Raw genomic sequence first — 14,172 nt, 5'->3', positions numbered from 1 at the left:
TCAAATTTTGACCGATGCTTATTTATGGGTAAATTAAATACCAGTTATCAAATTAATCACACCGTGAAAACAAAGTTTCTAATTTGTTTTTTGTGTTTATTTTCAACTTTTAAAGTATTTGCCCAAAACACTTTGGGGGGCTTGGAAGTCCCTGCTGAAGATGTTACATTATTAAATAAATATGTTAAGAACCTTGATCGCGCAACGACCGATACTGAGAAGGTTAAATTGTGCCTTAAGTTAAGCCGAATTTACTGGTATAAAAACACTATAGGTGCTAAAGACAGCAGCATTTATTATGCTCAAATGGCCTATGATATAAGCCCTTCCGCAAATATGAGCGCTTCAAGAAAGGAGGCCCTTTTTCTGATCTGTAAAGCAATGGCGGAGAAAAACAACGTCGCAGGGGCCGATAATTTGATAGCAAGCGTAAGTGGTGAAGAACGCGCCAGGCTAATGCTTGTAATGGGTGAACATTTCGTATTCTCTAACCACAAATCGATCTACCAGCAGGAAAAAGGGTTGCCCTATATCTTTCAGGAGATTATCTTAAGTAAAAATATCAAATCGGAAAAATGGAAACATGAAGGATTAATGCTTTTAGGAAAATATTATTTCTCGCAGGGAGATTTTAATAAAGGAAAAAAAACCATTTTCGAAATCATATCGGACTATAAAACTACCGGTAATGCAAAGATGGAAGCACATTACTGGTCAGAGTTAGGCTTGTACATGCCGGAAACTGACAGCACTTACAAGGAAAAAATATTTTGCCATCAGGCAGCCTTTTCAATATATTATCGAATTAAACTTTACAAAGAAGCTGCTTACACCTTACGCGATATAGCTGTTCTTAACAAAAACCATAACAACCTGGATACCGCCGAAAGGCAAATACTTAAAATGCTTACCATCCTGAAATCGGACAATATTCGTCCTTCATTTACTACTTACCGGATAGCAGGAGATATTTCCCGGATTAAAGGTGACTACAATAAGGCGCTTTCTTATATCCTGGAAGCCCTAAACACTCCAGAGATATTACTTGACAGAAAAATGAACGGCTACGAAACATTGGCCGATATTTATAGTGAATTAGGTTTACCTCAAAAAAGCCTGTATTACTACAGGTTAGTGCTCAATTACGCAGTTTCCAGCGATAAACCTGGGATATTCCTGCTCTGCTATGAAGTGGTGAGAGAACAGATCAATAGCGGGGATGCCAAAAACGCTTTGCAGTTTTTAATACAGTTTACAGTTAAACACCCCCCAATTCTTACCATACAGAAAGAGTTATTAGCCGGCGCATACGGAGATGCCTACAGTGCTATGAATCAGTTTTATAATGCTGAAAAATACTATCTCCAGATGGTTAGTCTTGACCGGGTTGTGCAAAAAGAATTGAAAAAGGAAATAGGTGATCATAGCTCAATTTCTGGAAGTGAGGCCTATTTTACAATTACAGGCAGCGAAGCGTATTATAACATTGGCAGGTTTTATACAGCGTTTAAAAGATATAAAGATGCAAAACCTTACCTGCAGCAGTCGTTGACATTATCGCCAAATTTACCCTCGGTAAAAAGAATAAAAGATATTGAATTCTTACTGTTCAAGGTCGATTCAGCGTCCGGGAATTATTTATCTGCAATTAACCACTTTGAGAAACATAAAAATTTAAACGATTCCATATTTAACGCCACTAAAAGTAAACAGTTAACTGAATTACAGTTAAAATATGAGAGTGCCCAAAACGCCCAGTCCATCAGACTTTTAAAAATTAAGAGTCAAAGCCAGCAAACCGAAATCCAAAAAGTAAATATGCAGCGGAATATTACTTTTGGAGGTATTGGAATGCTCATGGTTATTGCAGGCATTACGTTTTACAGTTACAAGAATAAGCAACACACCAACCTGATGTTACAGTTTAAACAAAGCCAGCTTGAAAGCAAACAAACTGAAATAAATGACAAAAACATCTGGCTGCAGAATTTACTCCATGATAAGGATAAGCTGATAACCGAAAAGGATTGGTTGTTAAAGGAAGTTCACCATCGTGTAAAAAACAATCTGCAGGTTGTTATCAGCCTGCTCAATACACAGAGTAATTTTCTTAGCCAGGGGCCAACATTTAATGCGCTGCGTGAAAGCCAGAACAGAGTGCAGGCAATTGCATTAATTCACCAGAAGCTTTATGGATCCAGTATGACAACTTCTATTGAAATGCATATTTATATCAGTGAACTGGTCAGTTATCTCAAAGCTTGCTTTGATACTCGGAAAAGACAGATCAGTTTTGAACTTGACATTGATCCAATTTCCATGGATGTTATTCAGGCGATCCCGATCGGACTTATTTTGAATGAAACGATAACCAATTCCATCAAATATGCTTTTACGGAACAGCCCGGTGAAATTAAAATTGAACTTAGCAAAAAAGATGAAAAAAATCTGTTGTTAACAGTCGCGGACAATGGTAAAGGTCTTCCGGATTTATTCGACCCCAAGAAGGCAAACACGATGGGCATGGAAATGATCAAAGCCCTTAGCAAACAAATCAACGGTATTCTTCTATTTAGTGGTAACAACGGGACTATTATCTCTATTGAATTTCCTGATAAAAATTAAATTCACTGTCCATTTAATTGAAGCTTCACAGCGCACAATATTAAAAAGAACTGAAGGTACAATATAGCACTGGAAGCCCCTATCAAGAGCCCCCCTACTGGTACCCATGCATAAAACAGGAAGTAATCGACAATATCCTTTTCTTTGTATCTTTACTTGCTGTTCCTTCGGTAGCTTTCTAACGGTGTTAGTTCAGTTATATATTACTGATAGCATTGTTTAATTGCGTTGAATATCAAATCTTCTTATGTTCAGCGGAGGTAAATGTGAATTTGCCTTCCAGTTTTATGGGAGTACCGTCACCAGCATAGGTGACCTTTCCGAAGGATCGGATCCATTTTTCCGGCTTTCCATCCTTAGGTATAATTTTATAGGTCATAGAGAAGTCTGCTCCGGTCTTTAGCGAAATGGCTATAGCTGCCTCCACCTGCTTTCGATATTGATTATCAACCAGATCCAGGGACTCCATCCATGTGAGTTTTGTATTCTCGGGATAACCACGAATCCGCAAACCATAATCAGAAAATAAAAGCTCATTGCTATAAAAATCGATCGACCAATTCCATAACTGGTTGTCATAGGACATGTTTAAATCCAGGCAATCCAATATATCTGATAATTGATCGCTAAGCCGATTCGATTTCATATGCATTAGTAATAATTCCTCTCCTAATGTCATCACCTGGGTTTTTAAAGCGGCAGCTTCTGCTTCTAATTCAATGTTTCGTTGGAGTAGGCCTTCATGTGCTAACTTATTGATATGATCAAAAAAATCATCTTCCTTGAGCTTGCCGTTATTTCGAATTTCTTTTTCAGCTATACGTCGCCTCCCTTTAACTAAGATTATATTTATCAATATCAGTAAGAGTATTAAACTATAAAATATTATGTTTTGTAATAAGCTTCCTACGCTTAAATATTTTACAAAAAGTTTGCAGAGTTGAGCGAGCTTAATATTCATGATAAGAAGATAAGGATAGGCAAATTAACAGACGAAAGTTAACGATTAATGGTGTATTATCTGCTATCCTGGCATGTTGAGTGCTTTTTTAGTGACCCTTATATTTTAAGCTGGGGCGCTAGTTTTCCAACGCGTACTAATAATTGTAATATTTGATCTTTAAAATCCATGGTGATATTTTATTAGGGTGTAGTATTAGTCAGATTAATTTCATGATGCCCGGAACAGATTAAATAGTCTGCCAAGGGCGACGATTTATGCTCCCCCTTACCCCCACCAGGAGATTCGGCGTTGGTATTAAAAAAATGGACCCGGTGTTTTCCGGGTCCAAATGATTTGCGATAAGGCCAACTCATCATTGGGCAAGGTTTAGGTTAATTTTTTTATTTCATAGAGACTCGAAATTCCAAAGCATTCATTGTTGTTTGCAAATCTTTCCATAGTTTCCCTCGTTGTGACTTTTCAAAAGTAGCCAAGACCACCGCGTTTTTTATACGGGAAACCGTAAATCACGAATTATTTTATAGATAATCAAACGTTGTTTGACAGATGTCCATACACTTTAGCTGTCTGATTATTGCCGTTACCCTATTTGAATTCAGCTGGGTTTTTTTTTCGGAACGATCAACAACGACGATGTTAAAATGGGAACAAAGAAAATAAGTACGGCAACCAGACCACAAATAATATTTCACCAGGAACTTATCATCAGAACAGTTTATCAAGAAGATTATTTTTCCAACCCGCATAAAGTTTTCTGTTCTTTCTTTGCTCGCTCCAGCGTTATTTTTATGGTGCGGCCGGTACAATTACTCAGTCCGCGACAGCTCGATTTGTAATGGTACATGTTGGCGTTCCTGCTATCACAGATGTAAACTATTGTTGGTCTTTTGCAGTTGATGCCGGCAAGCAAAATCAGCACAAGTAAGGCTGTTTTCAGGTATACTGTCCTTCACATGGCAAAAGTCCTTCCGTTCATGATGGGGTTATAACCAGGCATAATTCATCAGGTGAGCAAGATTGTCGGTCATCTTATTATCCGGGTTTGATCTTAAATATTTCCTGTTGAACACTTCTACCTGCTCTCCATCCCGCCAAAAGCAGGTTTGGTAATCCCATATCCAGGTTACCGCTTCGTTCAGCGGATTACTGAGTAATTTTAAGGCGATAGTCTTGTCTGTTTTTTCTGCCCTGTAAATAATTGGTTCGATTACTTCATGAACTGCATAGTGCGTGATCACACCATTCGCATCTTTCCATACTCCTGAAATTTTAAACTTTGCCATTTTTTAATAAATCTCTCATTGGTTTAACAACTCAAAGTTATCCTGTCGGAAAGTTTATTTTTTACGGGAAACCGTAAAGGCTGGAATTATTCTTTTCTGGAGATCAGCGCTTTATTATGTTGACAGTTTAATAGTGTATTTAACAGCTCCTTATATTTATTGCTCTATCGAAATTATGTAAATCATGCCAATCGACATAAAACATGGGTGAGATATGCTGTTGGCAACGTGGAACGACCGGTATTGGGGCAGCGCGGACAATCAGATAATTCCCATGTCTTTGCAATAGGCGACCAGCTGTTCGTTCTTGAAAAAGCCGAGGGTTTCCCTGATCTGGTTTAGCCGTTTTTCCATACTGCTTAAGCTGGCCGGGCGTACCTGGTTTTGCTGGAGATAGGCCGGGATATCTTTTTGGTGCATGCCTTTGGAAAGCTGGGAAATGATCAGGATATCATAAGAGGTAAAATCGTGCGCGTTTTTTTGTTTTATGGCCTGCCGGAACTCTATGGGAAAATGTTGTTTGTCTTTATAGATGTTCTCGATGGCGGCTTTGAGTTCCTGGGCATCGCGCCGGGCTTTGCGAACGTAACCGTTGATATGACAGCCCTCCACGAGGTCCCCGATAACGGCTGTTTTATGCTCGGCTGAAAACACGATCACTTTCAGGCCGGGCTGCACCTGCCGGGCGGCGGCAATAAGGGCTGCCCCGCCAGCGAGTTTTTGCTCCCGGCCATCGTCCTCAAAAGAAAGATCGGTAATCAGCAATTCGTAAGGCTGCTCATCCCGGAGGCCTTGTTGGATGCGCAGGAGGGCGTCATCACAGTAATAGGCATAGTCTACATCGACGATACCGAGGTCCTTCAAGGTTCTTTGTACAGAAATATTGGCGCTTTCCTGGTCTTCTGCTATGAGTACGGTTTTAAACATAATGGTGTTGTTTAGGCAGTCGGGAAGGCGATCTGAATGCCGAGCCCTTTACCTGCGTTGTTGTCAAAAATAATACTGCCCCGGATCACTTTTATACGGTTTCCCGTATTGTTCAGGCCGTTTTTATGCGGCGCGTTTTTGGGGATGCCGACGCCGTCATCACCATAGTGAATACGGATCCGGTGATCGTGCCTTTCAAACAGGATAGCAACATTAGCTGCCCGGCTATGTTTTTTCATATTCACCATTAGCTCCTGCAGAATATAGTATAATTCCTGCCGGACAGTCACGCTGACCGCTTTCCATAGCGCTTCGGTGTTTCCGACCAGGGCCACCCGGACCTGGTCTGTGGCGAAGGAGCTGAGCAAAGCAGATACCAGGGTATGGAAATCCTGTCCGCTGAGCCAGGGTTCGTCATAGGAGATATCCCGGGATTTTTCATACATCTCCTCTATCCTGTCCAGTAAATGCTCTTTATCCAGATCGACCTGGTTTTCAATCTCCGACATCATCCGGTATAAGCCGTTGGCGACGACGTCATGTACTTTTTTGGAGGTCCGGAGCTGGTTTTCCCGGATCTTTTCCTGGGCTTGGCGCTCCAGTCGCCTTTTTCGTTTTCGGTACCACCAGGCAGCAAAAACAGATCCGGCTGTCAGCAGAAAAAGGGAACTATACAGCAGCACGCCCTGTTTGAAAAGCTGGTATTTTTTTTCGGTATTGTCTTTTTGCAACCGGAGGTTGTCTGCTTTGTTCTTTTCCACGCCATAACGAATGAGCGCGAACTGGTTTTTGGCCGCTTTGCGTGCCGCCTGCACGCTGTCACCGAGATGCTGGTAACGTATAAAATATTGCCGGGCATCAGCCGGGGCAGCTACCCGGACCAATTTCTCCAGGGCTTCCAGCTGGTCGTCCGGGCTCTTCAAACACCGTGCAACGTCAAACATGGCCCGGGCGTAAAACAAGGCGGAATCCGGCTGCGAAGGAAGATAATAATCGGCCAGGTGGGCAAAACTCGAATTTTGTCCCCAGAGGTCTTTTTCCCGCGTCCGGATATTCAGGGCTTTTAATAATTCGGGAGCAGCATGATACCGCGGATCAGCAAGCCATTTCGTTGTGGCCATATTGGTTAATATCCGGGCATAACCCGCATCATTTGTTCCGGTTTGCCTGATTACCGAGCTGTAAAGCTTCAGCGCATACGGGTAGTCTTTCTTTTGCTGGTAAGCATTGGCTTTATTGTTCAGGATAACAGATATCCGGAGGCTGTCATCAGTAAACCGGATAGCCTGGTCATAAAAAGCGATAGCAGCATCCTCATTTTTAAGGTTAAAGCTGGTCATCCCCAATTCATTATAATCGTTAGCCAGGCAACTGCGATCCCGGGCATCCTTTTCATCTAAAAATTTTAAGGATAGCGACAGGCTTTCCTGGGCCCCGAAATCATCGCCGGCGTCGGACTGGATCACGGCCATATTGTTGTAGGCCATGGCGATCTGCAGGCTGTCCCTGGAACTGGAAACGATTTTATTAAAATAGTAAAACGCGGAATCATTTTGCCGGGACAGCCAGGCATAGGCTTTCTTGTAATCGCCCCAGTTGCTCTTCTGTACCGGTCGCTTTGTATGCTGGCAGGAAAACAAGATCAACAGGCAAAGGGGAACGAAAACCAATAGTTTTTTCAAGGGGGATATTTTCTGCTAAAAATATAAAAAGCGATCCGGAACGCCAACCGGGTTGGCCAGTAAAAAGTAAGGTAAAATTTACTATGCTGATCCCACCGCTGATAAGAAATAAATTGCAGGTGCAAAAGACCATTGCAGTTAGTGGATTTATTACCAGGCGCATTATCAATAATAATGGGAGTATACAAATTCTGCTGACGGTGACTGACCTGGTAGCACAGACGCTGAACAAATACTCGGAGCACGGAATCAAAAAGATCGAATTACTGCAGACCAAAGCGGCGGGAGGCTTCCGAAATATTTACAACTGACTGAAAACCAATGCCATCAACGAAGAGTCCTATAAGATTGGAGTCACCATCGAAAATCCGGCATTATTGACAATGATATCAAGCACCAGCTCCGAGAGTCTATCGGCTTTTACGACCTGTGTTTCCACCAGATGATCAAATAAAAAGACAGGCAAGCCGGGGCCTGCCTGTCTATGAAATTTAACTGCCTGGGGGCGGCGGAAGATGTCCGTTATCGCCGCCGGTATCCGTGGTGGCGGTAGTCACTGTACCGGTGTTATTTTTATTATGGTGGCCTTGATTATGTGCAGGGCATGCGAAAGCCAGAAAGAGTGTAAAAAACAGGGTAAACATTTTCAAAAAATTTAAGGGTGAATAAATCCTGCAGCGGTCCGACAAACCACTTGGGAGCCATACTGCAAACCGCGTAAGAAGCGCTTCTTACCTTTTTTGGGAAGTGTGGGCATTGATCGCGGAGGCCGGCAACTGCTTCCCAAGCCGGCTGACGGCATCCGCTTTCTCTGCTTTTAATGAAACCTGCCTGGTGCACCAAACCCTGCCAGCAATGCAGGTTGTTACTGATTTCTGAAGCAAATGTAGGGCGGCATAAATCGCTTACCGGCAATGGATTCCGGAAATTCCGATCATTCCGGCGGGATTCCGGAAATTCCTTGAGGATTCCGAGAATTCCGTTAGCTTTACCTTAAATTGTTTTGGAATGTTTACTGATTACCAATCACAAGTCCTGCTGACCTATCACAAAATAAAAGCCGACCATCAGCTTTCGCCGAATTTATTGCACTCTACTCCGGCTAAGCTGCGGGCAGAATGTGTGGCGGTGTTCAATGAAAGATATCGGCAAAAGGATGAGGAGATACTCAAAATATTTTTTGGATCGCAGGAAAATGAAGCCGCGTACATGCGGACGATACGAAAATTTGAGGCAGACAAGTTTAAACCCCTGGATAATTACCTGAAGGGTAATACAGCTGAAACAGATGAAAAAAATATTGAGTTGCTGGCCTGGCTGATCGATTTTAACGCAAGGCCCTACAGGTGGGATTTCTCCTATCGATCTGCGGACACCGACGGTAAACACACAGTTGACCCGGAACAAAACGAGCCAGAGCAGGAGCCGGTTACATCAGTTCCCCTTAATTTCGCCGAACAACCAAAGGGGATTCAAATGATCGGGGTGTATGAAACTGATGATGTACAGCCAATATTCGAACCAAACAAGTTGCACGTCAAAACAATACCGGTACCCAAACTCAGGAACGCGATCATATTATTGCTCATGATGACCATCGCAGGCGGAGGAGTTTACATGGTAATTAACCCGGCCGGGCAGGAGAAATGTATGTACTGGACGGGCGACCATTATCAGTCCGTTTCCTGTAACCAAAAAGCAGGAGATATCCCGGTATATGCCCTGGACACGCTTAGACTCACTCATTTCAGGAAGATTACAACACCCGACACGATCACCCTGAAATCTTTGGGAAGTGTCTGGTATTCAAAAATAGATAATGTGGTAGAATTCTACACCGCCGATGGGTTTCATCCGATGCACACCGAGAGGAAGCTGAAACCACTGACTGACTATATATGGGAAAAGTATATTGTTGGTAAAAAAACAATACTATCAGCTTCCAGACATTAAAAGCGGAGCTGGCAAATCCGGTAACGAGTTTAAGTGGCGAATGATCGATTTCGTTTGGCCGATTACTTGTAACAATCTGTTTTGACAGGAAATAAAAAGCATTGCTTTTGTGCCTTGTCCTGCCTTTTCCAGGCCTACATACTGTGATATTTGAATACTTTTATTAGGTTTTTAGGTAAATATTGTTCCTGATTTTATATTTAGCTTCGGTCAATATCAGGTTTAGTACAAATTCCCCGCCGTGGTCCTGGCCAGTTTTTACTATAATTGGTAATCACTTATCTTTAGGACAAATACTACCGTTTATGAAAAAGACCCTAATGATATTAGGCCTGCTGGCCATCCCTGTATTATTCATTTGCAGTCAACGTAGCGGTCATCAGGCAGGCGACGATAAAGGTTATGTGATTGATACTTTAGCGTCAAATCTTGTTGTACCATGGCAGATCGTGTTTTTACCCGATAAATCTTTGCTGTTTACGGAGCGGCCTGGACGGGTGCGTTTGTTTCGCAACGGTAAACTGAGGGATAAGCCGATCCTCGTGGTACACAATATACCATTGCGCAATAAAACCGGCATGTTGGGAATGGCCATCCACCCTGACTTTCTCCAAAATCATTTTGTTTACCTGGCGCATGACTATGGGACTGCTGATGCTATGAACCTAAAAGTTGTGAGATATGAGTTCATGAATGACACCTTGATCAATCCAAAGATCATCATCGACGGATTGCCTGCCAATCAAAATCATACCGGCTGCCGGCTGGTTTTTGGTCCAGACCATAAATTATGGGTGACTACAGGCGATGCCGACCAGCCCATACGGGCGCAGGATTTGAAGTACTATAACGGAAAGGTGTTGCGCATTAACGACGACGGCACTATTCCTACAGATAATCCTTTCTTTAAAAATGATACCGCAAAAAAAGAAATATGGACCTATGGACACCGTAATGTACAGGGACTGGTATTTGAACCCGGCACCGGCACGCTGTTCAACACTGAACATGGCCCAACTGGCGGCGATGAGATCAACATTGATAAAAAGGGGGATAATTACGGCTGGCCTATTATTCATCACCGGGAAAAGCGCGAGGGTATGCATTCGCCGCTGGCAGAGTTTACACCCTCGATAGCACCAGGAGAAGCCTTGTTTTATACCGCAGGTGCTTTTCCGCAATTAAAAAACAATTTGTTAATAGCCTGCCTGAGAGGTGAGGGTATATTGCGCGTAACACTTCATCACGATACGGTTGCCAGTGAAGAGATGCTGCTGAAAAACACATACGGCCGGATCAGATCGATTGCAACCGGTTCTGACGGATATATCTATTTTTCCACTTCACAGGAAGACCCGGTTGAAGGTAAGCACAGGCCTGGTTTCGATATGTTATTACGTATGCGTCCTGCGGGAAGCAGAAATACTGGTATAGAGGGGCAAAAGCTCTTGACAACTGCTTCGCAAAATACCAAACCAATAGCTGCAAGAACAGGAGCCACGCTATTTCAACAATTGTGTGCCAGTTGTCATGGCGACAGGTTACAGGGCAAAATCGGCAGCACGCCAAACCTCGCCGCAGGCAAATTTCTCCATGGGGCAGATAAAGCGTCCATTAACCGCAACATTACCAATGGCATTATGAACAAAGGTATGCCGTCATGGAACGGCGCCATCAGTAAAGCAGATATTTCGAGGTTGACCGAATACATTTACGCGCATAACCGTAAACACTCAATTAAAAAGACCAGTCATTGATAACGTGCAATTCAGGTACTTAAACCTTGATTTCGATTGCGGCCACCAGAAAACATGCATCTGCATGCGGTTTATTCACTAAACCGCTAGTCAAAAACAGGAAGAACAGAAGACAGAAAAAACAGGGCGTTGTTCAGGTTTGAAGTTAAATACTAACAAAAAAAGGACGACTGGCAAAAAGAGGAAAAGCTGGTTGAAATATAGAAAATTCTTTGAGTTTCCCTATTCAAGACGAAAGCAATCACAATTGATTTATTAAAATAGAATAAGTAATGTTAATAAATTTTTAAGCAGCCAAAACTGTCAGCCAAAAGCGGACGAGACCCTACGCACTAACAGCTCCAGGTCATTAACAAATTGATTCGAAATCTGTATCGTCAAGAGTACTGAACGGGAAAGATCGCAATGGCTTGCAATCTTTTCCGTTTTTTTTACGCGCTAACTTATTGTTAATCCGATAGATTATGGATCAGTCCGAGGATTTGTGAAATAATGAAATAAGTATTTATTTGGGGATCAAGTTGAATTCTAATATTCTTCTTAAGCGCTAACTTCAAGCTTATATCCCTTGCCGCGTATAACAACAATGTTGATATTCGGATCAGGTTCCAGTTTTTTCCTAAGTTTTGATATGAACATATCCAGGCTGCGCCCCACAATAACCCCTTCATCTTCCCAGATCTCTTTTTGCAGCCGGCTTCTCTCTATTGTCTGGTTAGGAGACATCGCGAAAATGAGCAACAGACGCGTTTCAGTTCCAGTCAGGTCTATGGTCTTTTTATTTATTATCAACTGCCGTTTCTGCGCATCAAACAACACTGAGCCTATAGTTAGTAACGTTGTAAACTGACCTTTAGGTAAAGCGCTCCGCGGCTTAACAGATCTCAACAAAACAAAACCAACAAATGCTAAAAATGGCAGGCTGCCCAAAAGATATCCATTCTTTGCGGTATTTATGCCCGCCGGTTTGAATTTAATATTGATCATGTAACATGCTCTGGGTTGCTTTCTTCCTTTACACGCCACAATATCATCTTTTTTACTTCCGGATATAGCAAATCCATAGGCAACACTGGCGTTGCTACAGTTCAGAACGTTGACAACATAATCATATGCGAGCGGGTCTTTGGCCAACAAACGCCGGGTAGTATTCACCAGGGAGTCCGGTTGAAAAGTAAGCTCATTCTCAAACCTGATCTGGTATTCATTTTCTGCGATCTTTTTTACCGGGAGCACTCTTGATGTAATGTCGCCCGACTGTAAGAGCAGCTCATCTCCGACCTTTCGGAGCAAAACTTCCCTTCTGGCGATATTAAAGTCGTCACTGCCGATCATACTGAGAGCCGCGCAGATTACAGAGATAAACGAGAGCAATATTAATCCGCACAGGTACTTGCGTTTCCCGGAGAGGAGATTTCGGCTATCAAACATAATATTTGCAATTTATTTACAAAGTTTACATTTTTATTTACAATCCACATCTCTCAAGCCGAAAAACATCAAAGTAGATTTGCTGAATCAATTTTGATAGAATATGAAAAATAAAAGAAACGTTTTGTCCTGCCTGATTATTTGATTTTAAAAGTAAAGGAGGGCAGATTTTAGGTGTATTGCCCGACCTGCTAATTCCGCTAATTACTAATCAATATGTTTTACTTTAAATTTAAAAAAATGAAAAGATTATTTGTATTTGTTCCGGCTATCCTCCTGGTATTATTTCTGCTAAATTCTTTTGTGCTAAAAGAAAAGGAAGCAGGGGAGAAAACAACAAAAGGGACTAAATCAGGGCTTGAAAACATCGTTTTCAGATCCACTGATGGCGGACAAACATGGGAGGACATTAGCAAAGGGCTGCCTGAAAATTTGCAGAGAACAGGTGTGTGGAGTCATGGTTTATTTGCAAATGACCGTGGGCTCTATGTACGTGCTGGCAATGGGGTTTATCACAGTGAACCAAATTCCACAACTTCTTTTTGGACAAAAGAGATTTTCACTGGTGAACAGCGTGAGATTGCCCCTGGCAGGAATGGGATATTTGCATATAATTTCAGGGGACAATTTTTAAAAAAAATAAACGGAAATAGTGGTTGGTCGCCCATGTACACAAACTTTCAAGAGCAAGCCGTACGCCTAAACGGAACGATAGATTGGATGTACAAGAATTATAAAGAGAAACAAGTATCCAGCTTTTTTGAAACTACGGGAGGTACAGTTTTCATCGGCTCCAACAATGCCTTTTATAAATCCACTAACAGTGGAAAAACCTGGAAATATGTGCATGTTGGAGGCTGGGTAATGAAAATGGTAGAGTCAAACGGTGTACTCCTGGCTGCCAGCACAACGGGGGTATTAAGGTCGACCGATGATGGTGAAAACTGGGATCGTGTTATTAATGAAGGGGGTGCTGGTATCGCTGTGGAACGTATTGATGGAGGATTTGCTGCTATAGCCTACAACATCATAACCCAAACCAACACAATACACATTTCACTGGATAGTGGAAAAACCTGGAATGATATAGGAGAAGGACTTCAGCCTTCCTGGAATAGTTCATTAATCAACCTAATAGGCGGACGTCAATCTTCGTTGAATATTTTATCAATCAAACAAGTGGGTAAATATTTAATATGTGGTCGCTCAGATGGTATATTCCGGTCATCTGATATGGGCAAAACATGGAAACTGTTACTTCCTTCTATAGAAAATAGAGGCTTCGATTTATCTGTTTCAGGCAACGTGATTTATGCCCTACCAAATAAAGGGTGTTGAAAAACTCCAAAGCCCTGTAATACAATTCATAAAAAAGGGCCGTCAGCGATATCAGTTTTATATTCAATAAACGTTTGGATATTCTTCCCGCCGGCTTATTCAAAATTACCGTTTTAAACAATTAAACGCATTAAAATTTCAAAATCCTCAATAAAGTGTTTGGAAATCTGTATCGTCATGAGTACAGCACTACGTACTATAAGGCTGTAAGT

Annotated in this window: 11 protein-coding genes; 5 read left to right on the top strand and 6 right to left on the bottom strand. The window is 42.1% G+C overall.

Features of this window, described 5'->3' with window-relative positions; all coding sequences use genetic code 11:
* The first annotated feature begins 63 nt into the window (after positions 1 to 63).
* Positions 64 to 2,625, top strand: a complete 2,562-nt coding sequence (locus AC1DYB_RS00475; protein ID WP_477431486.1) for a tetratricopeptide repeat-containing sensor histidine kinase — start codon at positions 64 to 66, stop codon at positions 2,623 to 2,625.
* 235 nt (positions 2,626 to 2,860) lie between these two features.
* Here the strand turns inward: AC1DYB_RS00475 and AC1DYB_RS00470 are convergent, their stop codons facing one another.
* From AC1DYB_RS00470 to AC1DYB_RS00455, 4 genes are all read right to left on the bottom strand, one after another.
* Positions 2,861 to 3,586 carry a PAS domain-containing protein gene (locus AC1DYB_RS00470; protein ID WP_477431483.1) on the bottom strand — a complete coding sequence of 242 codons (726 nt, stop codon included), beginning with the start codon at positions 3,584 to 3,586 and terminating at the stop codon, positions 2,861 to 2,863.
* 986 nt (positions 3,587 to 4,572) lie between these two features.
* Positions 4,573 to 4,872: a DUF3892 domain-containing protein gene (locus AC1DYB_RS00465; protein ID WP_295715218.1), complete on the bottom strand. Its 300-nt coding sequence runs from the start codon at positions 4,870 to 4,872 to the stop codon at positions 4,573 to 4,575.
* Positions 4,873 to 5,133: 261 nt separating this feature from the next.
* The gene (locus AC1DYB_RS00460; RefSeq protein ID WP_477431481.1) at positions 5,134 to 5,799 is read right to left on the bottom strand and encodes a response regulator; all 666 of its coding nucleotides are present in this window, start codon (positions 5,797 to 5,799) and stop codon (positions 5,134 to 5,136) included.
* 11 nt (positions 5,800 to 5,810) lie between these two features.
* Positions 5,811 to 7,481: a tetratricopeptide repeat-containing sensor histidine kinase gene (locus tag AC1DYB_RS00455; protein WP_477431479.1), complete on the bottom strand. Its 1,671-nt coding sequence runs from the start codon at positions 7,479 to 7,481 to the stop codon at positions 5,811 to 5,813.
* An 83-nt stretch (positions 7,482 to 7,564) separates the two neighbouring features.
* Between AC1DYB_RS00455 and AC1DYB_RS00450 the strand changes: the two genes are divergently transcribed.
* Complete coding sequence (locus AC1DYB_RS00450) at positions 7,565 to 7,792, top strand: hypothetical protein (RefSeq protein ID WP_477431477.1); 228 nt, start codon at positions 7,565 to 7,567, stop codon at positions 7,790 to 7,792.
* Positions 7,793 to 7,972: 180 nt separating this feature from the next.
* On the opposite strand, the gene AC1DYB_RS00445 is transcribed toward AC1DYB_RS00450, so the two are convergent.
* Positions 7,973 to 8,125: a hypothetical protein gene (locus tag AC1DYB_RS00445; protein ID WP_477431475.1), complete on the bottom strand. Its 153-nt coding sequence runs from the start codon at positions 8,123 to 8,125 to the stop codon at positions 7,973 to 7,975.
* Between the two features lie 364 nt (positions 8,126 to 8,489).
* Between AC1DYB_RS00445 and AC1DYB_RS00440 the strand changes: the two genes are divergently transcribed.
* On the top strand, positions 8,490 to 9,434 hold the full coding sequence (locus AC1DYB_RS00440; RefSeq protein WP_477431473.1) for a hypothetical protein: 945 nt from the start codon (positions 8,490 to 8,492) through the stop codon (positions 9,432 to 9,434).
* A gap of 305 nt (positions 9,435 to 9,739) precedes the next feature.
* On the top strand, positions 9,740 to 11,191 hold the full coding sequence (locus tag AC1DYB_RS00435; protein WP_477431471.1) for a PQQ-dependent sugar dehydrogenase: 1,452 nt from the start codon (positions 9,740 to 9,742) through the stop codon (positions 11,189 to 11,191).
* Between the two features lie 540 nt (positions 11,192 to 11,731).
* Here the strand turns inward: AC1DYB_RS00435 and AC1DYB_RS00430 are convergent.
* On the bottom strand, positions 11,732 to 12,622 hold the full coding sequence (locus AC1DYB_RS00430) for a winged helix-turn-helix domain-containing protein (protein ID WP_477431468.1): 891 nt from the start codon (positions 12,620 to 12,622) through the stop codon (positions 11,732 to 11,734).
* Positions 12,623 to 12,862: 240 nt separating this feature from the next.
* Between AC1DYB_RS00430 and AC1DYB_RS00425 the strand changes: the two genes are divergently transcribed.
* Positions 12,863 to 13,960 carry a WD40/YVTN/BNR-like repeat-containing protein gene (locus AC1DYB_RS00425; RefSeq protein ID WP_477431466.1) on the top strand — a complete coding sequence of 366 codons (1,098 nt, stop codon included), beginning with the start codon at positions 12,863 to 12,865 and terminating at the stop codon, positions 13,958 to 13,960.
* The last annotated feature ends 212 nt before the right edge of the window (positions 13,961 to 14,172 follow it).

The organism is Mucilaginibacter sp. P2_A4, assembly GCF_056405015.1.
This window is presented reverse-complemented; position numbering and strand designations above follow the sequence as displayed.